The organism is Tenacibaculum ovolyticum DSM 18103 (genome assembly GCF_000430545.1).
Taxonomy (GTDB): Bacteria; Bacteroidota; Bacteroidia; order Flavobacteriales; family Flavobacteriaceae; genus Polaribacter; species Polaribacter ovolyticus.
Map to the genome: position 1 here is coordinate 43,569 of NZ_AUMF01000016.1, position 22,340 is coordinate 65,908.

Annotated in this window: 19 protein-coding genes; 6 read left to right on the forward strand and 13 right to left on the reverse strand. The window is 29.3% G+C overall.

Annotation, left to right across the window (positions count from 1 at the left end):
* Nucleotides 1-3: 3 nt before the first annotated feature.
* Nucleotides 4-1,467, forward strand: a complete 1,464-nt coding sequence (locus tag H518_RS0105875; protein WP_028888203.1) for a glutamate synthase subunit beta — start codon at nt 4-6, stop codon at nt 1,465-1,467.
* A gap of 146 nt (nt 1,468-1,613) precedes the next feature.
* Here H518_RS0105875 and H518_RS19335 read toward each other — a convergent pair whose 3' ends face one another.
* Nucleotides 1,614-2,726 carry an alpha/beta hydrolase gene (locus tag H518_RS19335; protein ID WP_051263680.1) on the reverse strand — a complete coding sequence of 371 codons (1,113 nt, stop codon included), beginning with the start codon at nt 2,724-2,726 and terminating at the stop codon, nt 1,614-1,616.
* A 67-nt stretch (nt 2,727-2,793) separates the two neighbouring features.
* The gene (locus H518_RS0105885; protein WP_028888204.1) at nt 2,794-5,118 is read right to left on the reverse strand and encodes a TonB-dependent receptor; all 2,325 of its coding nucleotides are present in this window, start codon (nt 5,116-5,118) and stop codon (nt 2,794-2,796) included.
* 120 nt (nt 5,119-5,238) lie between these two features.
* Here H518_RS0105885 and H518_RS0105890 point away from each other — a divergent pair, with 120 nt between their 5' ends.
* Nucleotides 5,239-6,219, forward strand: coding sequence for a helix-turn-helix transcriptional regulator (locus H518_RS0105890; protein WP_028888205.1), 981 nt, complete (start codon nt 5,239-5,241; stop codon nt 6,217-6,219).
* A 209-nt stretch (nt 6,220-6,428) separates the two neighbouring features.
* Here H518_RS0105890 and H518_RS0105895 read toward each other — a convergent pair whose 3' ends face one another.
* Genes H518_RS0105895 through H518_RS0105905 form a run of 3 tightly spaced genes read right to left on the reverse strand, consistent with a single transcriptional unit; the run spans nt 6,429 to nt 7,973 of the window.
* Nucleotides 6,429-7,007, reverse strand: a complete 579-nt coding sequence (locus H518_RS0105895) for an NAD(P)H-dependent oxidoreductase (protein ID WP_028888206.1) — start codon at nt 7,005-7,007, stop codon at nt 6,429-6,431.
* A 5-nt stretch (nt 7,008-7,012) separates the two neighbouring features.
* Nucleotides 7,013-7,336 carry a hypothetical protein gene (locus H518_RS0105900; RefSeq protein ID WP_028888207.1) on the reverse strand — a complete coding sequence of 108 codons (324 nt, stop codon included), beginning with the start codon at nt 7,334-7,336 and terminating at the stop codon, nt 7,013-7,015.
* Between the two features lie 55 nt (nt 7,337-7,391).
* Nucleotides 7,392-7,973 carry a Crp/Fnr family transcriptional regulator gene (locus H518_RS0105905; protein ID WP_028888208.1) on the reverse strand — a complete coding sequence of 194 codons (582 nt, stop codon included), beginning with the start codon at nt 7,971-7,973 and terminating at the stop codon, nt 7,392-7,394.
* A 375-nt stretch (nt 7,974-8,348) separates the two neighbouring features.
* On the opposite strand from H518_RS0105905, the gene H518_RS0105910 reads away from it, so the two are divergent.
* Both H518_RS0105910 and H518_RS0105915 read left to right on the forward strand, forming a co-directional pair.
* Nucleotides 8,349-9,017, forward strand: coding sequence for a hypothetical protein (locus H518_RS0105910; RefSeq protein WP_155995171.1), 669 nt, complete (start codon nt 8,349-8,351; stop codon nt 9,015-9,017).
* A 262-nt stretch (nt 9,018-9,279) separates the two neighbouring features.
* Nucleotides 9,280-10,035 carry a hypothetical protein gene (locus tag H518_RS0105915; RefSeq protein ID WP_028888210.1) on the forward strand — a complete coding sequence of 252 codons (756 nt, stop codon included), beginning with the start codon at nt 9,280-9,282 and terminating at the stop codon, nt 10,033-10,035.
* Nucleotides 10,036-10,584: 549 nt separating this feature from the next.
* Here the strand turns inward: H518_RS0105915 and H518_RS0105920 are convergent.
* A complete protein-coding gene (locus H518_RS0105920; protein ID WP_028888211.1) occupies nt 10,585-11,316 on the reverse strand; it encodes a tetratricopeptide repeat protein in 732 nt (243 codons plus the stop codon).
* 417 nt (nt 11,317-11,733) lie between these two features.
* Between H518_RS0105920 and H518_RS0105925 the strand changes: the two genes are divergently transcribed.
* Nucleotides 11,734-12,702, forward strand: a complete 969-nt coding sequence (locus H518_RS0105925) for an IS110 family RNA-guided transposase (protein ID WP_028888212.1) — start codon at nt 11,734-11,736, stop codon at nt 12,700-12,702.
* A 136-nt stretch (nt 12,703-12,838) separates the two neighbouring features.
* Here the strand turns inward: H518_RS0105925 and H518_RS19340 are convergent, their stop codons facing one another.
* From H518_RS19340 to H518_RS0105955, 6 genes are all read right to left on the reverse strand, one after another.
* On the reverse strand, nt 12,839-13,504 hold the full coding sequence (locus tag H518_RS19340) for an HNH endonuclease (protein ID WP_043706610.1): 666 nt from the start codon (nt 13,502-13,504) through the stop codon (nt 12,839-12,841).
* Nucleotides 13,504-14,781, reverse strand: a complete 1,278-nt coding sequence (locus tag H518_RS0105935; RefSeq protein ID WP_028888213.1) for an AAA family ATPase — start codon at nt 14,779-14,781, stop codon at nt 13,504-13,506. The genes H518_RS19340 and H518_RS0105935 overlap by 1 nt, the downstream gene beginning before the upstream one ends.
* Nucleotides 14,782-15,027: 246 nt before the next feature.
* Complete coding sequence (locus tag H518_RS0105940; protein WP_028888214.1) at nt 15,028-15,855, reverse strand: hypothetical protein; 828 nt, start codon at nt 15,853-15,855, stop codon at nt 15,028-15,030.
* Nucleotides 15,855-17,543, reverse strand: a complete 1,689-nt coding sequence (locus H518_RS0105945) for a hypothetical protein (protein WP_028888215.1) — start codon at nt 17,541-17,543, stop codon at nt 15,855-15,857. Before H518_RS0105945 ends, H518_RS0105940 begins: the two co-directional genes overlap by 1 nt.
* Nucleotides 17,544-18,076: 533 nt before the next feature.
* Nucleotides 18,077-18,622 (reverse strand): HD domain-containing protein, encoded by a 546-nt coding sequence (locus H518_RS0105950; RefSeq protein WP_028888216.1) that lies wholly within the window; start codon nt 18,620-18,622, stop codon nt 18,077-18,079.
* Nucleotides 18,623-18,812: 190 nt separating this feature from the next.
* The gene (locus tag H518_RS0105955; RefSeq protein WP_028888217.1) at nt 18,813-19,286 is read right to left on the reverse strand and encodes a nucleoside deaminase; all 474 of its coding nucleotides are present in this window, start codon (nt 19,284-19,286) and stop codon (nt 18,813-18,815) included.
* A 215-nt stretch (nt 19,287-19,501) separates the two neighbouring features.
* On the opposite strand from H518_RS0105955, the gene H518_RS0105965 reads away from it, so the two are divergent.
* Nucleotides 19,502-21,010, forward strand: a complete 1,509-nt coding sequence (locus H518_RS0105965) for a hypothetical protein (protein WP_028888218.1) — start codon at nt 19,502-19,504, stop codon at nt 21,008-21,010.
* 141 nt (nt 21,011-21,151) lie between these two features.
* Here the strand turns inward: H518_RS0105965 and H518_RS0105970 are convergent, their stop codons facing one another.
* A complete protein-coding gene (locus H518_RS0105970) occupies nt 21,152-22,273 on the reverse strand; it encodes a tryptophan 7-halogenase (RefSeq protein WP_028888219.1) in 1,122 nt (373 codons plus the stop codon).
* Between the last annotated feature and the right edge of the window lie 67 nt (nt 22,274-22,340).

A 22,340-nucleotide genomic window follows, 5' to 3' on the forward strand; every position in this document is an offset into this window, starting at 1 on the left:
GTCATGGGAAAAGTAACAGGATTTAAAGAGTTTGAAAGACAAGATGAAACATACACTGCTGTAAAAGAACGTGTAAAAAATTATAAAGAATTTACAATCGCTCTTTTAGAAAAAAAATTAGAGAAACAAAGTTCTCGTTGTATGGATTGTGGTGTTCCTTTCTGTCATAGTAGTTGTCCGTTAGGTAATCTAATTCCAGATTTTAACCATATGGTACATCAAGGAGAATGGAAAAAAGCTTCGTGGTTATTACATTCAACAAATAATTTTCCAGAATTTACAGGACGGTTATGTCCAGCTCCATGTGAAAAATCATGTGTATTGGGTATTATTGAAGATCCTATTTCTATTGAAAATATTGAAAAAAATATTGTAGAACGTGCTTTTAAAGAAGGTTGGATTAAGCCGCAACCCCCAAAAACAAGAACAGGAAAAACAATTGCTGTTATTGGTTCAGGGCCTGCTGGTTTAGCAACAGCTCAACAATTAAATAGAACGGGGCATATGGTAACAGTTTTTGAAAGAGACGATGAGGTTGGTGGTTTATTACGTTATGGAATCCCTAATTTTAAATTAGAAAAAGGTATCATAGATCGTCGTGTCGCAATTTTAGAAGCTGAAGGAATTGTATTTAAAACTAATGTAAACGTTGGTGTGAATTATGAAGTAAAAGAGTTGAAAGTTTTTGATGCTATTGTTTTATGTGGAGGTGCTACAGAAAAGCGTAGTTTGCCAACGCCAGGTATAAATGCTAATGGGGTAGAACAGGCAATGGATTTTTTAACACAACAAACAAAAGTATTGTTTGGTAAAGAGGTGAAAAATCAAATAATGGCTACAGATAAAAATGTAATAGTTATTGGAGGTGGAGACACAGGTTCAGATTGTATTGGAACATCAAATAGACAAGGAGCAAAGTCGGTAATAAATTTTGAAATTATGCCTAAACCTCCGGGGCATCGTTCACCAACGACACCTTGGCCGTATTGGCCTTTACAATTAAAAACATCATCTTCTCATGAAGAAGGCGTAGAAAGAAATTGGTTAATTAATACAAAAGAGTTTGTAACTGATAAAAATGGTAAATTAATAGCTTTAAAAACGATTAACGTTAAATGGAAAATGATTCCTGGGCAACGACCTCTACTTGTTGAGGTTGAGGGAACAGAAAAAACATGGCCTTGCGATTTAGCTTTACTGGCTTTAGGTTTTACTGGTCCTGAGAGTACGCTGGCTGATAAGTTAGTTATTAAAAAAGATTCCCGATCTAATTATAAAGCTGAATATGGAAAATATCAAACAAACATTCCAAATGTATTTGCTGCAGGAGATATGCGTCGTGGACAATCATTAATTGTTTGGGCAATCTCTGAAGGTAGGGAAGCTGCAAGACAGGTTGATCTTTATTTAATGGGGAAATCTGAATTGCCTTCTAAAGATATTAGTGGTGATTTGGTAAGTCTTTAATAAATGAATATTATGTGATGTATTATTGTATAATAAACGATACTATTCTCTTTTTTGAAGAATTATATCTAATAAAATAAAAATCTCAAGTTAATAATTAACTTGAGATTTTATAATTTATATAGATTGTAGAAAAGTCTTATTAGTTACTTTGACTGTAATACTTTGTCTAAAGCTAATTTTGCATGTGTACTGTTAGGATACCATTTCACATTCATTTTTAAAAGTTTTATAGCACTCTTATTTAATTTCTTCTTAATGCAATAGTTGGCTATCCAATCTACTCTCGCTTCAGAAGGTTTCATTTGGGTTCCTATTTTTTTTGATAGTGTTTTAAATTGAGAGGCTAGAATTTCTGGATTTTGAGCAACTGATTTAATAGGAGCTTGGTAATTTTCGAAAATAAAGCGTAAACCTTTAAATTCAGCAGGTAAAGAAACAGTACCATGATCTTCATTTTTGAAAAAATTAAAGGCCCATCGTAATTTTAAATTAGATGCATCTTTTAATAAAGAATGAAATTTCTCAATTTTTTCTAAATGTTTAGTTACGTTTTTTTTATTGAGTTTTGTGTAGTTGTTTTTTGGTTGTATTAAGTTATCTGCCCTTGCTAAATAAAGAGACTTTTTGTTAAACTGTTTTTTAGTAAGTTTTTCTTTGCCTTTTTTTAAAAAATAAGCATTATCCCACCATATACTTGGGTCTATTGAGATGTAAGCATCAAATAATTCAGGTTTTTCTAGTAAAGCATTTAAAACCGCGATCCCTCCAAAAGAATGCCCAATAAAAATAGAAAACTCACTAGTTTTATATTTTTTATTGATCGTTGGTTTTAATTCACTTTCTATGAAATTTAAAAACTTACTATTATCTCCACTTGTTGGAAAGTTTTTTAAACCACTATTTGGTTTATTCATTTTCGTAGGTGTGTAATCTTTGGCTCTATCTTTACTTATAATTCCTACCATAATCATTTCTGGTAATGAACCATAGGGCCCTTTAATTAAAAAATCATGTATACCTGTTATTGAATGAAAATGTCTACTTCCGTCTAAAAAATAAACCACAGGGTATTTTTGAGGAGCATAAATTGTATCATTATAACTAGGAGGTAGATATACCCAGTAATCTTTTTCTTCATTCATTTTTTTTGAAAAAAGACGATGCTTTGTTCCTATTTCTATCTTTTCTTGCGCTATTGTAGTTTGTGAAAAGAAACAAATAGTAAGTAATATTATAAAGGCTGATAAGTGTTTCATTTATTATGGTTTAAGAAACAAACTCTCTTAAATTAACTTTAAGAGAGTTTGTTTTTTGTAAAAAAGATTAAAATTTATAACTAAAAGTAATAACAGTATTCTTTGTTCTTTGTGGTTGTATATTGGCTCCCATATTTGCCCAATACTTCTCGTTAGTTATATTATTAAACTTAAGTCCTACTCTAAAGTCATTATGATCATAGAATAATGAAGAGTTTATAACTGTGTTTCCGGGAATGGTTAACTTATTTCGATCACTTAAAAAAGAATCACTTGTATGGTTAAGACCAAAACCAAAACCAAGACCTTTTAAAACAGTTCTGGGTAATTTATAGCTTGTCCAAAAATTTAAAGTAGTTTCAGGTGAAGCATAAGGAGTATTTCCTATAATTGATTCTTTTCCTTCTAAATATTCACTATCATTATAACCATATCCAGCGATTAAATTCCATCCTTTAAAAGGGTTTGCTATTAATTCTGCTTCAAATCCTTTACTAGCTCTTTTACCATCCTGAATTCTAGACCAATCACCTTTATTATTTTCCCATCTTACGGCATCGTCTATTATAATATCGTAGTAGCTTAAAGTAAAACTCAATTTGTCATTAAACAATTCACTTTTTATACCAGCTTCAATTTGTGTTGCATGTTCAGGGTTAAATTTAGTCGTTTCTTCTGCTGTAATTTCTGGAGCAACGTTTTTAAATCCATCCATATAATTAGCAAAAACAGATACTTTATCTTTTACAATTTGGTATACAGCTCCAAACTTTGGAGATAAAACAGTTTGTTTGTATTCATCTTCTTTATTGTTAAACCAATCTACACGTAAACTCGCCATTATTGATAGATTTTGAGTAACTTCGGTAACGTTTGAGGCGTATACACCAAAACTAGATTGATCTCTTTGACCAATTCTAAAGGCATCATTTTGTGCTAGAAGCGCTTCATACTTTTTAGAGTTAAAATCTAGTTGAGGAGTATTTGCTCCAATACTATCATATATTAATTGTGTTCTTCTGTAGGGAGTTTTTATCTGATAATTGTCAATACCTACTAATAGTTTATTATTTACATTTCCAACTTTAAATTGACCTTTAATGTTTTGTTGTATTTGTGTTATGTAAAATTGACTTGTAATATTCATAATCCTTCTTTTAGCTTCACTATTATTAAAGAAGTCTAAAAACAGGTAATTAGCGTTATTATCAACATTAGAAGAAGATACTATTGTTTGTGATTCCCAATTGTCAGATATTTTATAATTTGCTTCAGCAAAAATACTGTAAGAGTCAGATGTACTGCTTAAATAATCACTACCGTATGAATTATCAAAGTTGTAGTTTAAATCTTCAATATTAGTGATTTTAGAACGACTTATATTAAAGTAAGTACTAGGTGAATTATTTTTATAAAACTCTCCTTCTATTGTTAATTGAAGTCTTTCAGATGGTTTATAAGTTAATGTTGGCGATACAAAAAGATTTCTTGTTAAGCCATAATCTTGAAAGCTATGTTCGTTATGTTTTGCTGCATTAACTCTAAAAAGAACCGTTTTTTCTTTGTTAAGAGGAGTGTTAATATCTGCAGTAATACGAGATAAACTATTACTACCTGTATTGTAGGTAATAGTTCCTTTAAATTTATCATGTGCTTTTTTAGTAACACGATTAACAACACCACCATATGAGTTTGTTAAATGATTTCCAAATAAAGTACCAGACGGCCCTTTTATAACCTCTAAACGTTCAAGATTAGCAGGGTCAGTACCAGTAACAAACGCTGTTGAAACACCATTTCTCATAGCAATATCAGCACTAAAACCACGCATGTTAAACCTAATTCCAGTTCCTCCAGAACCAACACCTTTCATTACATTATTAATACCTGGGGCATTTAGCAAAGCAGCTTCTACATCAACAGCTTGCGTTTCTTCTAATAAAGCAGAAGTTATTACTGAATAAACCTGAGGGTTCTCTATATTTTTTAAAGGAAGTCGTGCTACATATTTTGTTTCTTTTCTATTGAATTTGTTTTTTCGTTTTGATGTAATTGTTATTTCATTTAATACTTCTTGACTTATACTTAAGACTATATTATCAATAGTAATTGTTTTGTTTTCAATTACTGTAACTTCTATTGACTTGTTATTTAGTCCAATAACAGAAAAATTAATTTTTTTAAGACCAACTGGTATGTTTGTTATTTCATAGTTCCCGTTCTCATTTGATACTGTACCTTTATTTGAGTTTTTGATGTAAACAGATACATTTTTTGCAGGTTGATTATCGTTTGTTAATAATCGTCCTTTTATGTTACCTGTTTGTGATACAGCTAGTGCAGACCATAAACAAGTTATAATGAAGGTTAAAATAAATTGCCTTTTATTCATTTTTATTTAGATTAAATATTAATTGTTTTTTCAGGCAAAAGTAAAATCTTATTTTTGTTCGTTGACAACGTAAAAAGTCATAAATAATACGCAAAAAGTAAGTTTTAAAAGTAATAGATTATGAAGTCGGTATTAAGAGGAGAGATGTATGGAAAAGGAAAATTGATAAAAGAATACCCTATTGATTTTAAGGTTGATAAATTTTTTGAAAAAGATCTAGAAATAGATAACATTAATGAAAAAGGAACAATAAAAACAATTAAATTAAAAGGGGTAAGAATTATATTAAGAGATATTAAAACAACCCCTTTTTCTATTGAAGTTTCTCATGATTTTCCTTTTTTTAAACTTCAGTTTGAAATTGAAGGATCGAGTTTATACACACCTAAAAATAGTAATAACAATCAGGTTTATATTTCTAATGGTAGCTATAATTTATTTTATATACCAAAAGTAGATGGAGTTTTAACATATAATACAACATATAGAAAAACAGTTGAAATTGTTTTTACTGAATGGTATTTAAAAACATTGATAGGAAATGATTTTAAAGATGATTTAGTTGAGTTTGGCAAAGCTATTTCAAATAAGAAAATGTTTAAAATGTGGGAAAACAGTATGCCTATATCTGTAGAAATGCAAAAATATTTAGAAGAAATAATAGATTGTAAGTATACAAAAGGTTTAAAAGAAGCTTATCTAAGAACAAAAATTAATGAACTTTTATTAATGTTATTGGCTAAGACCAATGAAAAGGATTATAAGAATAAGACACTAAAAGTTAGTGATAGCAAACAGATTATTGAAATTGAAAATTATATTCGAACTAATATAAAAAAAGAACTAACAATAAATGAACTGTCTTTGAAATTTGGAATAAGTGTAACTAAATTAAAAAATAATTTTAAAACAGTTTATTCTAGAACTATTTTTAAACACTTAACATTTTTGCGGATGGATAAGGCTAAAAAGATGTTAGAAAAAGGGATTCCTGTTTCTGAAGTTTCATATGATGTTGGTTATCGAAATCCGCAGCATTTTACAGTTGCATTTAAAAAAACGTATAAAGTGCTACCTAGTATTGTATTTGAGAAAAAATAAAATAGAAGTTCTCTTAATTTATTTAAGAAACTTCTTTTTAATTCTATTCTGATTTTAACTGGGGATATTTTTAATATACAAGTGTTTCTTTAAAGTTTCTGAAAATAATGCTTAAGTGTTTTGGTATGACTAGGAAAAATAAGCCCTTTTTTCCTACTCAATAAAATAGTATTTTTCTCTCAATTTGTTTTAAAACTGGATGATAGTTGCTATTTGTTCATTTCACCTAGTTTTTCAACCTTTTTTAACCACTTTTCTCTAAATTTTTCTTTAGAAAGTCTTATAGGTTCTATGGTTGTAATTCGTACTTTTTTTACTCCAATAAAGTTTAAAGTTCCTTTTTTAATAGCGTTATGACTTGGGTTTCCATAAATCCACTTATAATACCATGCTGGTTGGTCTAGTGTACAAATTATTCTTGCTGTTTTCCCAATAAAACAAGCATCGCTAAATAATGAGTTATCTCTTTTGACAAAAGCAAATCCAGGAAGTAAAACTCGATCTAAAAAACCTTTCATTATTGCAGGAACAGCACTCCACCAGATAGGATATACCCAAACTAAATGATCAGCCCATTTTAATTTAACTTGTGCTTTTAATAAATCTGGTTCTAATTCTGTACGCCTTCTATATCCAAACTCTAGGTTTGGGTTAAAGTTTAAATCTCGGATATTAATTTCTTCTATCTTAGCATTTGAAAATTCAACTCCTTTTTTATAGGAGTTAGAAAGTGCAAAACTGAAGCTTTCTTTGTCTGGATGTCCGTTTATAATTAGTATTTTTTTCATCTGCTTTAAAAGTATTTTTTTATTTTATTTTCAAATTGAGTGTTTGTTAAGTTCTCTATTTTGAAAAATTTATAAAGAATAAAGCAAGCAGGAAGGGTTAAAAAGAAATTACAAATAATAAAGGAGGCAACACTACAAAAAATAGCTAAGATTTGTAAGCCTTGTTCACCGATATAATTTTGCGCTATAAAATAATAATAGGTGGTTTCAGAATAATTATAAAATTTAATTGATAGCTCATAGAGTAACCAAATTGGGTAAAACCATTTTCTAATAGATTCCCACCATTTTCCCCATACTGATTTGAGTTGTTTATTTTTTTCTTCCATTTTTTATTGTTTTCACAAAAGTCAAACTAATGGAAGAATTATCATTTGATATAAATCAAATTCGGTTTTTGGGGTTTCTAATTCTGCTTAGGGTTTCAAGTGTCATTCCTAAATAGGATGCAATATGGGTGAGTGGAATTCTATTTGAAATTTTAGGATAAATACTTAATAAGTGCTTATATCTTTCAGCTGCTTTGTTAAATTGAATAGTATATAACCTTTCACATAAACCTAACATGGTTAGTGTTACAACTTTGCTAATAAAACGCTCAAAATCATGGTGTTTGTTAGAGAGGTTATCAACGGTGTCTTTTGAAAATTCAATAACGATAGAATCTTCAATAAATTCAATATAATGAGGGCTTGGTTCTTCACTAAAAAAGCTAACTATCGAGGCCATTATTTCGTTTTCAAAAGTAAACCAATCTGAAATATCTTTACCATCTTTTAAATAATATGCTCTTGAGCAACCTTTTACAATTAAGTAGCCTTTTTTAGAAAATTGTCCTTCTCTAACAATTATCTCTCCTTTTTTAAATGTGCAAATTTTAGAGTTAGCAATGAGTTCTTGCTTACATTTATTTGATAAAGGAGAGTAAATTTCTCCAATTTTATTTAATGTTTTTTCAATATCCATTTTTATATACCTATCTTAAGTAATTTATAAAAAGGTAGGTTGTTTATCTCTTGAAATAATCTTTGCTTTTGTAGATTTAAAAAAACACTCAATTATTGAGTAGAATATTGAAAATCTATTATAGAATTTATCAGTGTTTGAGCCCATTTTTTTATTTATTTGCAACAGATTATTCTTATGAATAGCGTACTTGTTTCATAAAACTAAAATAGTTAAAAAAGTAATGTTTTGTAGTGTTTAAGAAAAAAATAAACAATAGTTCGGTTTATTTTGTGGTAGATTAAGGTTTAGATAGTATTTTAGATTAAATTTATTCTTTTTTAAATACCGAATAATAAATTTAAAAAAATCATATCTAGATAAACTACTAATAATATGAATAAAATTCTGATACCATTTGTAATTCTTTCTTTTTTCTTGAGTAATCAAAAAGATAAAAACTTGAATTTTGTAAAAATTAATGAGAAAGTAAAAGAAAAGGAAGAAGTTGTTTCTTTGATTGATACAGTTTCAAACGGGAAGTTTTTGAAAATTTATTCAATTGAAAAGGGTAGAGGAAGTTTGATCGCAGAGTATGGGAATAAAGAGATAAAGCATAAGGTTAATTTACGTGGAGAAAAATATCGACTACTTAGAGCATCTTCAAATGTTGAATGGATTACTGAAAAAAGTTTTTCTGTAGTAGGAGGTTGTGGTTCAGGTTGTAAATATGTTATGATTTTTAACATAGATAGTAAGGAGCCGTTAATTGAAGAGGTTTTGTATTATCTAAAAAATGACGGACAAACTAGTTTTGAAACTGATAATCCGAATTTATACATTGCGACTAATAAAAAAAATCAGGGTGGTTTAAGTTTCGTTATTGTAGATACTGATAGTCAAAAAAGAGATCTTATTTCTTTGCCAAAGAAATGGAATCGTGGGTTAGGTACTGTTTTTAGTGTTGTTGATAAAATTAAAATTAAAAACTCGAAAATTGATGTTTATCAAAATCAAGAAAACGGAGAGATAAAAAAAGTTAGCAAAAAAATAGTATTAAAATAATTATAAGTTAGCTAATAAAGTAGTGTTCTTTAATTGGAAAGGGGGGGCTTATGATAAAAAAAATATTCTGGTATTGCCTAAATAAGTAGTTTTTATCTAAAAAATAAAAGCTCAAAATACGAAGTAGTAGCATTTTGAGCCTAGAATAAAATTGTATAAACTTAATGAAGAACTTATTTGGGGTTTACCTCAGTTTTTTGTTGTCCAACGTTATTCTTGTAACAAATAATTATTTTTATCGTCTTCAGATTAAATAACTGATATGAATTACCCACTAATCAAACCTAAATATTACTTCTCTTTATTTAAAGAAATTCTCCACTTCATTAAAAATCCTACAAACGATAAAAACAGCACAAAATCAACAAAGCAGAAAATTTTTGATACTATTGGTTTACTGATTTTAAAAATGCTTTTCTTGATTCCTGTTGTTTTGTTTTTTGCAGTTGTATATGATCCAGAAAACATACAAAAGGGAAATATGTCTGAACGTTTTACTCCAATTATACTTTTGTTAGTAGGAGTAGTAATTCTGCCGTTTCTTGAAGAAACTCTTTTTAGGCTTTCATTAATATTCAAACCCATTTATTTGGCTTTGACATCAAGTGTTTTTTGCTATTATATTTTGACTAAACTTGTATTTTATACCAAAATTAGCTCTGTAGATGAGAGTTTTTTTATAAGGATTGCTGTTTCAACTTCATTAGGAATAGTTCTTTATTTTATATTCAATATCAAGTCAATAAAAAATGGATTGATTATCTTTTGGAGTAATAACTTTAGAGGTATTTATTATATCGTTTGTTTGTTTTTTGCTTGGTTACATTACTCGAAATACGAGTTAAACTGGACTAATACTCTCTTACTTCCTATTCTAACTTTACCACAATTAATGAGTGCCATAATTTATGGATATATTAGAGTATCTTTTGGATTTCGATATCCATTATTATTGCATATGTCAAATAATTTAATAGGGTTTAGCATGTCTTTTTTGCTATCTACAGATTTAATTTAACTAACTAGGACTAACTTTGTTAATGTTAGCTTCGGCTCAGTGTATGAAACGTAGCGTGTAAAAAGATACTACATTTTTGGGTTTAGCACATAGTCAATTTTTTATAATTTAACTTACCCGTTTTTAAAGCTAAATTAAAAACTTGGTAGCCTTAATGAATGAGTACAAGTATTTGTTTTTGAAGTGATTGATTTTGTTTTATATATCACTTAAATTAGTGATTTAATAAAAAAAATAAATTTAAGAGTTCTAAATTAGAAAGGATAAAACAAGCAAATAAGGTAATACACTTATCTGCTGTTGCTTATAATTTAAAGAAATACTTAAAATCCATTATTAAAAAGGAGAAAAATGATAGAGGAGTATCGTTTTTACATATTTTATCTAAATATGTCTTTAAAAACAAACAAATGTTTGTTTTAAGCTCACTTGATTTTAGTTTTTAGAAAGCCTGCACAAAAAATAAAAGCCCTAAAAGGGGCTTTTTTTATCGTTGTTTTTATAAGATTATTGGCTTGTGTAGCGGTTACCATTGTTAGCCACTGCCTTTTATTTTTTGCAGTATTTTTTAATTCTATTATTAGATATTGAGTCTCCGTGTCTAGCCGCAATTATCCAGTCTTTACATCCTCCAATTTTGTCTCCAGTTTTAAACTTTGCAATTCCTCTATAGCGGTATTTCCAGGCTTTATTTGGATTGTTTTCGTCTTTTTTGGTAAACCTAAGATATTTGTAATCTTCCATTGCACCATTATAATCTTTGAGCTCAACCCTCAAAGTACTTCTCCAACTTCTGGCTAGGTAATAATTATTCCATATGTTGATTGCGTTATTAAAGTCTGCATGTGAGCCGTTATAATCAGCTAGCTTATATTTTAGCGTTCCTCTGAAAAAATAGAAGTTTGATTTATTAGGGTTTATTAAAATAGCATTGTCAAAATCTGATAATGCACCTACAAGGTCTCCTAAATTTTCTTTTGATATTGCTCTATCCCAATATGCATATCCAGTATTAAATACTGAATCGATTTCAATTGATTTTGTAAGGTCAATTATTGCAAGATTATGATTTTCATTTCGAGCATGAAGATTCCCTCTTCTCCAATATAGTTCGGCTGAATTTTTATTCCATTTGATTCCGCTATTGTAAATTTTCATAGCTCCCTCATGATTATTTATTAATTCCTCCCGATGTCCTTTTTCTGCAATATTATTAGCCCACTTGACAGAACAACTAGTCAACAGTAATGCAAAAATCAGTATTTGAAATATATTTTTCATTTTTGGGTTGTAGCTAACGGTTAGTATAAGAAACGTAGGGCAGGTTATAAGTACTTTCGTTTCGGTTTATTACTGAGCTAAATATAAATATTTTGCTTCTATTTTTAGTTTAAATGCCAAATTTTATATTTAGCAGACTTCATAAATAAACACAGAACTTTGGAGTTAACACAAATGCCCTATGTTTTTTATACATCTTAAGTTAGCAATTTAATAAAAAGGTTAAATTTAAGAGTTATAAATCAGAAAGAATAAAAGAGAGAATTAAGGTTAATTTATACGGTGAAGCATTGACTTCGACAACATTGGTAATCCTCTCTCTTTTCTACTAAAAACCACGTTCAGTTCTGTGAGACCTAGATCTCGATTTCAAGTTGTTGTGAGTCAAGTAGACTATTCTTTCATAAATCATTTCTTATGAATAAATATAAGGAAATTTTTGGAGTTGACATTAGCAAAGACGTATTTGATATTCATGGAAGTAAAAGCGGTCATGATCAATTTGAAAATAATGCATCTGGTTTTAAGTCTTTTCTAAAAAGTCTTTCTAAAGAATCATTAGTTGTAATGGAAGCAACAGGTTATTATCATTATCGGTTAGCTCAGTTTTTATTTAAACAAAATATTTTAGTTTCAGTAGTAAACCCTTTATCAGTAAAGCGATTTATTCAAATGAAATTAGCTAAAGTAAAAACAGATAAAAGTGATGCAAAAGCTATTTGTGAATATGGTCAAATCAATGATGTTCCGTTATACAATGCACTAACGGATGTTCAAAGTGAATGCTTACAATTGTTTCGTTTAATGGATAGTTTTTTAAAGAAAAGAAGAGCAACAAAGAATAAAATACATGGAGAAGAGGTTTTAGGTATTCCATCAAAATGGGTTTATCGTTCTTTAAAAAGAGATAAAAAACATTTAGATAAAGAGTTAAAAGGAATTGAAGAAAGGTTATTGTCTCTAGTGAAAAAAGAGCAGCAAGTACAGTTAACATTATTAACAAGTATTCGAGGAATCGGGCTTAAAACAGCTTTATTTATGCTTATAATCACCGATGGTTTTACCAAGTTTGAAAGCTCGAAACAACTTTGTAGTTATGTTGGTATAACGCCTACAATACGAGAGTCAGGGAGTAGTGTAAGAGGTCGAAGTAGCATAAGTAAAGTTGGTAATAGAAAGTTACGGAATCTTTTGTTTTTATGTTCCTTTAATGCATGCAAACACAATAAAGCATGTAGAGATATTTATGAGCGTATTGTAAACAAAGGGAAGAGTAAAAAACTAGCTTTAATAGCTGTTTCAAATAAGTTAATCAAACAAAGTTTTGCTATTGCAAAATCGGGTTTAACTTATGATGAAAAGTATGTTTCCGTTTTGTCAAAGTAAGTAGTGTTTATCAAAAAAATAAAAGCTCAAAATACCAAGTAGTAGCATTTTGAGCCTAGAATAATATTGTATAAATTTAATGAAGAATTTGTTTGGTTTTTACCTCAGTTCTTTGTTGTATGTCGTTTTTTATTCATTAAATAATAGCGTTTTGTCGAATAATTCGATTTCCATTAATGTCTAATGAATAATAGGTTCCATCAAAAGAATCTCTTATTGCTGTTATCACTTCTGGCTCACCACTAAATATTTTTATCCAAATTGAATAAAACCCACTTCCCTTGGCAGTAAGTGCAATTTGATTTGCCATTTCTGGTGTTGATTTACAATTCCAGTTTTCCAGAGATTTTTTGGCAATTAACCAAGCTTGAAGTCTAAAAATCCATCTTGAATCTGCATCAGTTGGTTCATTAGGAAAACCAGGATTCCTATCCAACCCCATAAGTTCTATGGTATTTAAAGCTTCTATTTGAATATTGGCATTAAGAACTCCAATTCCAGCAGTCTCAGAATAATCAAAAGCTAAGTCTGAATTATCTTTATCAGGCCATATATAACCATTTCTGGATGGATTACGAGCTCCTTTAATAGTATTACAATATTTACAAGACAGCAGAAGATTGTCCCAGCTTAGTGGATCACCTCCATTGTTACGGGGAACTATATGTTCTACTTCTATCATATTGGTAATAGGCATTTCACAATATGAACAATACCATCCAATTTGTTTTCCTAAATCATTTCTTGCTTCCTTGTATTGATTGTAATTTTTAGGAGCGGTTCCTTTATCTACTGGTCTCATTAATCTTTAGAATTTTTTATTCTTTCTTGTTCCAATAGAGCATCAAATGCAGGATTCATAGAAAATGGCTTTAATAATTTTGAAAGTTTATTTTTATCTTCATTGTTGATTTTATCACCTTTGGAAATGGCAGATAAATAACCCTTAGCTGAATTATAGAGTTCTGTTTTTTTATTACTCCATTGTGGCATTTCTATTTTTTGCAAAAATTCAGCAATGTCTTCTATACTTAGGTCACTAGCTCCTTGTATTCTACTTAAAGAACAATTATCCAAAACAATCAGCTGATTCATACTTGCTTCTTGAATAAGAAATGGAGAATGAGTAGTTACAATAAATTGGGTTTTAGGGAAATTCTCTAAAAGTTTATTTAATACTGTCTTTTGCCATTTAGGGTGTAAGTGTAAATCTAGTTCGTCTATTAAGACAATACCGGGAGTGTTTTCAAATACAGTAGCTCCTAAGTGTGGGTTAAGTTTGGCATATCTCCAGGCCAAATCTGAAATCAAAGCAAAGAAGCTTCTTAATCCATCACTTAGAAAATTGAATGGCAGAATTCTACCATCATTAAATTTCAAACTTACCCCACGATTTATATCAGGATTGAAATCATAAAAAACATCAGAACAATCAGGTATAGATTTTATGATAATATTCTTGACGACCTCAAATGAATCATCTTTTTCTTTTCTTTGCATTTGAGACAACTCTTTCGAAATAAACCAGTAATTAAAGTATTCTAAATCTGCAAGAGCATTTAAACTTCCGATATATCCTCTAAATCTTGAGCCAATTCCTTTCGGTTTTCTAATTAAACTTTCTAATTTTCTAGGTTTGATAAAGGCATTGTTTCGAAGTGATGAGTAAGATGCTATTACTGGAAGAATTACCTCCTTGTTTTGTCTGACATTGTCTTGTAAGGTTGCTCCAATTTCTTTGAAAATATTTGATTTTCTTGTTTGCGCTCCACCGTTAATAGATTCTTTATTCCTTGTCCATTCGATGTGTCTATCATTGAATAAACCTGATGAAGTAACCTTTAATGGCAATGCATATTCTTGATTAGGAAGAATCCTAATTTGTTCTTGCTTTACTGTAGATACAGGTACGTGTTGGATTCCAACAAATAAAGAACCTATTGCTAGATTAATAGCTTCTAAAACAGCTGTTTTTCCACTTCCATTATCTCCAATGATAATATTAAGATTTGAATCTAGTTCTAGATTTAGTTCTTCAATACCACGAAAATTTGTTATCGAAATGGATTTAAGTTTCATAATTAATTTATAATTTATTTTCGTTTCTCAAATGACATACAACGTTTCGTATAATAAACGTAGGGTAGGTTAGAAGCACTATGTTTAGTTTTATTACTTAGCTAAATATAAATATTTTGATTTTATTTTTTACTTAAAAGACCAATTTTATATTTAGCGGACTTTCTTAATATTTCTAATGTTCAAATTTAACAGAATTGCCCTATGTTTTTTATACTTTGTTGGCAGTAGTTTTTGTTTTCAACTTTAAGATAGTTGGTATTCAGTCTTAATTAGGTTTTTACATTTAACCCAACTACCAGATTCAGGAATTGTATTGTTAGCCTTGTCAATTTTAGAATGGAAAATTCGCCATGTCTTCTTGAAATATTCATTTTCTATTTCAGTTGTCCAAGTTGGATTACGCCATGAAGTAGCCCATCTATTAGCCATAACTTCAAATAATTTTTGATTATACGAAACAACGAGTGTAGTGCAAATTGAAGCAATCTTCTGCAATTGTCCGTAACCAATAGTTATGAATTGTTCTTTATTTGAAGATGGTAAATCTAACATTAGAGCATTTTTTCCAGCTAAAATTCTTGCTGAATGTACTATTCCATGTCTTAATTCACAAATTTTATTAAATTCATTGAGAATAGGAACTAAATCGCTTTTGTTTAATTCTGTTCCAATGTATTTGCGTGTCATTTCTATTATTTTTTTTGAATCTGAAAACGATACGTGTTCAAATGCACCTCGCTCTATTGATTCATTTGGATGCCATAAAACAGATCCAAAATTTATGTTGTTTTCGGCAGCTTTTTTCTTTGATTGTGGGCAAATGATAATCATTTTACCTAATATAGATCGAAAATAATTTTCGGTAGTTGAAATTATTGCTATAGCGTTCATAGAACCATGCCAATCTGTTGAAACCATAGATGGTGCACTAAGAGCTAGTATTGTTCTGACCTCATTGTAAAAGTCATCAATAGGGGAATTACCAGAATTCATTTTATCTTGAACAAAATCAGTAAGATTACCAAGTTGTTCTTGTCCTACAGTTTGTGATATGAGTTTTTTCCAATCCATTAAGCAAAAAATTCTTCAGCGTAAGACTTAATTCTATTTGCCCATTTTGGTCCAATTTGAGGTACCATTCGTAACTGTTTATTATCAGTATCCATTAATAAATCTTTTATACAATTGATATTTGAATTCTCTTTAATAGAGTTTGCTCTGTTAATTGTAATTGGTAATAATGTAATGTCTTGTTTAACAATACTTTCAAATATTGAGGCATCTTTTAATTTTGTTCCACAACTAGAACAAAATTTAGACTCTTCCGAAATTCTTGGTGTATTACAATTAGGACATGCAGGTAAAGAAAGCTTAAACGTAGTGTCACCATCCAATTCAGAGAGTATACCACTGACAGAATATCTAGGGTAATGATGGTTTGGTCTATTTGCAAAAGCAATACTGTATTTTTCTACATTTACACCTCTACTACTGAAAAAGACATTACGATCAATAATACCTGAATAGTGTAATTCATAAAGTTCATAAGCTCCTTTGTCTCCACGGTTACTTATACCTTGATATGAAACTAAGCCAGCATATTGAAAGAATCCTAAAACTTTTGTTAGCTCAGATGGAACTGGGCGTTGTATAGCGATTATTCCACTTTGTTTTTCTGGACTTCCTCCTTTATTAAAGTCTTTATTAATACTAAGAAAACGTTCATAAACACTTCCACCTATGTCTATGAACCTTTCATACATAGGAAGTTTTATTCGTAATGAATCATATATTTGATATGTGCGATTGAAATTATCTTTAATAACTCTTAAAACTTCTTTGTTTGTGAGTTTGATTGTAAAGCTAGTGTCAGAAATATCTGACTTGTAGAATTTTGAGATCATATTCAATAACGACCTTGGTATACCATAAGCAGCGAAACATAATAAATTTAAATTATTTTTAGTTTCTAGAAGCTTATTAAATGGAATTTCTCCTATTCTTGTCTTTAATAAAGAGTGCATGAATTCAAGATATCCTTCGGAAGTAGGTTTTAACCAAACATCTATTTCTTCAGCATCATGTCCAATGTGGAATGAAGAAGAATAATTTGTTACTCCAGGATATACTGCGGCTTTTGGAGAAATAATCTTTGTCTTGAGTTCTCTAAAAAATTCAAAGAAATCTTGCTGTTGTTCAGAAGAGAATGCGTGACCAGCATCATCTAGTAAAAGAACACATCTAGTTAAATTTAGTTCTTTGACTACAATTTCAATCGTTTCAATTAATAGAGCAGAAGTGAGGGTTTCACTTTGAATGTCATCGATATTTCCTAGTTCTAATAATTTGATTACTGACTCAATTCGACCTTTATTCTTAAAAGGTTTTACTTCAATATTTTTGAAGTTTTTATTCTCTAATGATTCATATAAACCGAAAAGAACTTTATAAAGTAACCATTGATTAAACCAATGTGCAGCGTTAGTGTTATTTCTATATAAAGGTTCTAATTTTAAAGATGATTTATAATTGACATAAATAGGCAAAGCTTTTGAATTCGAATCATTAAGTAATTTCTGATTAACTTTAAGTAATAATGTTGTTTTACCACATCCTCTAGGACCAGTAATTAGTTTAGCTCCAGCTTGACTAAGTTTTCGTATAATATTTCCTTCTTCATGTAAGGTAGTTGCCCATTTTTCAAATGAGTCTTGTGAAAGGTATTCAGCTTGTTCAGTAAAAACTTCTTCGTTAATCATGAATATTTGTCTTTTCGTTTGAACTGTTGTTTTTATTATTATTTATAAAATATGTGAATTTACTAATATTTTTTTTATTTTTAATTACTGCCAACAACGGGATATATGTACCAGTACATATATTTCCATTATTTTTAATAACAAATTTAACACAATTGATAGAGTTTATGACACCAAACACTAAATTTTATAGCGTGTAAAACAATATATAACCCCTGTACTACAAGGTTTAATAGGTAGGTGTTTTAGAGGTAGATAGAATATGTGTAGAATTAAACGTTTAATAGACGTTTAATTCTACACATAAAAGAAAGAGGTTTTAAGATAGGTTATTGATATTAAAGGAAATTTGTAACATTTTTATAATTAACAAGAAAATTTGTACAGTTTTTTTTAAGATAGTTTTTTATGTACAAGAGTGCAGTGTTCAATGTACAGTTTTTAATGGATTAGAAAAAACTGTACAAATGCATTTTAATTTTTATTAATAAATTTTTTAAACTCTCTAAAATAATTCTTGATGCGAAATTTTATTACTGAGATTTGGTTATTAGATCTTCATACTCCTTAATTTTTAAATCAAGACGTTTATTCAAATAATCATTTTTATTAGAAAGCGTTTTTGAAATTAATTTAGCTTCATTACAATAGTTAACAATTTTTTGATGACTCCAATGACTAGGAGGAGTTTGTAAATTTGTTATTCGATCAGCTATTTTAACCACCCCAACCTCTTTTTGTAATTTATTTATTCGAGATAAACTATCTACCATTCTATCCTGCTTTAAAAGTATCTGTTCATCTTTCGTTAAGGCGGCTACAGCCTTAGCTATTTCTTCTCCAAATTCATTTTTAATATCTTTAAAACTAGCATCAGTATCTTCAATAGTATCGTGAAGTATGGCTATTTGTATGGCAAAGTTTATATCAAAACTATTATCATAATGATAAGCCATTAAAACTTCCATGGCTACATTAGAAATATGTAAAAGGTAATTAGAGTTTGTACCAGGAACTTTTTGTTCGCTGTGTTTTTCTCCAGCATATTTCATTGCTTTTTGATATAATTCTTGTGTCATTTTATTAAATTTTAGAGTGTAGATTTTCCATTTTATAGAGCTGATATACGCTAGTATTATACTTAGATAGCCTTTGTATTAATACTGGTTTTTATGAATGATTAGCTAAGTTATCGAAAAATTACTTTAATTGGATACTATATTTAATAGCACAAAAAAATCCCAAAGGTTAGTTTGGGATTTTTTGTTTTTAATATTCAATTTTATCTTGTTTCTCAGTCCATTTTTCAAAAGGCTCTAAGGCAATTTTTCTTCCAATTTGTTCAAACGGAATACTTCTTTTTTCATATGGTAATGGAATCTCTTTATAAATAAATTCATCATCAAAACCTATGTTAGCCGCATCTTGTTGGTTACTACCGTAATATACTTTATCTGGTCTGGCCCAATAAATAGCACCTAAACACATTGGGCAAGGTTCGCAAGAAGTATAAACAATACAACCGTCTAACTGAAAAGAACCAATGTTTTTACAAGCATCTCTAATAGCAGTTACCTCAGCATGTGCAGTAGGATCGTTTGTTGAAGTAACTTTGTTATTTCCACGACCTATAATTTTTCCGTCTTTTACAACAATACAACCAAAGGGACCTCCTTCATTATTACTCATTCCTTTTAAAGCTGCTTTTACAGCTTCACTCATATACTCTTCGTGTTTATTCATTTTTTTGTTTTTTAAAAAAAGGGATTACAAAACTAATTGATTTCTTTTATCTAATAGGTTAATTAACTTAATTTTTTATGAGCCGCATTTTTTAGATACACTTAATGTTGATATTTTTCTTTTCATACCCGTAATTATGAGCTTCATGACATTTTTTTTAAAAGGTGTTGCTAAAATTAACAAATTTGTAAAACAACTGTATAAAACTAACAAACATGAAATTAGCATTTAAATTTACTTTAAAAACAGTACTTATATTGAGTATACTGTTTTTAAGTTCTTGTAAAAAGAAAAAAGAAGAACCTGTTAAAAAAACAACTAAAGTTGCTTATAATAAAGTTGAACTAGAAAGTTTATGTGAAAGTGATTGGTTTCCGCATTCACAAACTCCCAATCCAGAAGAAGGAGTAGGAAGTCCGTTTGATACCATTAGTACTACCAATGCTATTTTTCACCAATGGTCTTGGCAAAAGTTTTTATGGTTAACAAAACCAGTGTATCAAGTAGAAAAATTAGTTGTAGAGTTAGACGGAAAAGATGTTCCGTTATATATAGGGGAAACTTTACCTTTATTTTTAAATCCTGAGAAAATGCATCAAGTTAATTCAAGTATGCAACCCGTAAAACAAAAAGAAGGAGCAGCTTTAGTATTAATTGATACGGTACAGGCAGGAAGCGCTCATGGAGTTTTAAAAACTAACCCTGCGTATGGTGAAAATAAAAAATCAGAAACAGTTTTTTATTCAATTTACGTAGACCCAATAATGAAAAATGCAGCTACGAAATTTAGAGACTCTATATTAAAAGGAACTTTACCTAAAGATAATTTATCTTCTTTTCCTGTAGGTTCTTTAGAGTTAAAAGTGTCTTGGGTTGCAAAAAGTGCTATTTCTAAAGATAAAATTAAAAATTATTATACAACTGTAGCTGCTGTAAGTAGAGACGGAAAGGTGTTTAAAAACACTGAAGTTGCATTATTAGGAATGCATGTGGTTGGAGTGGTAGAAAACCACCCAGAATTTATTTGGGCAACTTTTGAGCATGATGATATGGCGCCAAATTATAATTGGAAAGATAATAAAGCAACATCATCAACAAATAAATTATTATTTGCAGAAGGAACAACTACTGGTATTAATGGAATTGTATGGAACAAAACAACAAAAGAGCCTGTAGAAAAATTTAGAGTTTTCGATTTATTTGAATATGGAGTGCCAAGAGATAGTGTTGGTGGTTTTATGAAAACAAGCCAAGAAGAGCCAATAAACTTTAAAAATATTACAAATATAAATACTTGTGTAAAAGCTAATTTAGAAAAAGAAGCTGGCCCTTGGAAAAATTACTTTTATAATGGTTCTATTTGGATTGATACAGATGGTTTAAATACAAATGAACAAGCAAAATTATTAGTTAAATTGGGAGATACAATAGGGGCAGCGACACCAAAATCGTACGCTAGGGGTTCTTTAAATTGTGCTAATGTTACGATGGAAACTTTTACACAAACATTTAAAGATAGTATTCAAAAAATTGATGTTACTAATTTAGCAAATTGCTTTAGTTGTCATAACCCAATAAGTTATAATAGTAATACATCACCTATATATTTAAGCCATATTTTTGATGCATTTATGAATGCCGCTGAAGGAAAAACTTCTAGCGAAATAGAAAAAATGAAAGCAAAACAAGAAGTCGTAGAGTTTATAAAAAATAAATTAAAATAACGTTTTAGATTGATTTTTTTTAGAAGACCTCTTTGGCAATTTAATTGTTGAAGGGGTTTTCCCTCTTTTATAGTGCTATGTTAAAGAGAAATAGCAACTTGTAGGTCACCATCAAATTAAATATTTTTTACGGTATGTGTATTAAGAATTTCTTCTTTTCCAAAAAGGAGCGTCTTTCCATCTTTTTTCAGCGCTATAAAACAAGTTTTTATGTTTTAGGTAATGATTCCATACTTGTTTTATTTGATTAGAATATAGTATATTAAAATCTTCCATTTTTGTAACACTAAAATCTTTTATAAAATTAAAATTTGTTATTAGTTCTTTAAATTGCATTGCGTTAGCCATGGCATTAAACATTCCTTGAGAAGATAAAGGGTCGAAACTAATAGCGGCATCACCTAAAGCAATCCATTGCTTACCTGCTGGTTGCTCTAAACGTGTTGAATTAGCACTAACAGTTCCATGAAAAGTAATTTTCTTTTCGTTTTTTGCTAGTAATGATTGCATTATTTTATGCTGTTTAATAAGCGTTAAAAAAGAGGTTGAATTTTTAAGTATAGCTTTATCAATTAGGTCAGCATCTGTTTGAAAAGAAAGAATTCTTTTATTATTAGGTAAAACAGCACTATACCACCAACCTAATTCATCAGCAACAATGGTACTCATGGTATTAATATTTGTATTAGGCATGCTTATCCAACATGAAATTAATTTATCAAACTGAACTCGTTTAATTCCAATGCTTTTAGCAAAGTGAGATTGCCTACCAGTTGCATCAATTACAAAAGTTGCATGAATAGTATGCGTTGTTCTATTTTTTAAATCATCAGATTTACCTGTTACTTTCCATAAGTTTTCTTCATAAGAACTATTAAAAAGACGGATACCCCATAAACAGTTAACACCTCTTTCAAAAGCTTTTTGTCTAAGATATACTTCAAAATTCTTTCTATCTAAACTTCTAGAAAAACCATCAGGGTTTTTAAGGTGATCTACTATGTGAAGTTGATCACTTCCCCAGTAAGATTGCATACCAAGGTTATTACTAAATAACGATTGTTTAAAATCATCAGATTCATTTTCTAAAAGATCTAATTTTTTTAAGACTCTTTGAGCTGCAGGTGCTAAAGATTCACCAATTCGATCAACAGGTGTTGTTTTTTTGTCTATTAAAGTAACATTATAGTCGTTAGCCAAAGAAATAGCAGTAATACAACCTGCAATACCTCCGCCTATAATAAGTATATCTGTTTTTTCCACAAAGTGATGTTTAAATAAATTAATGGTTTACTAATTAAAAAAACAACCTTGTAAAACTACAAGGTTG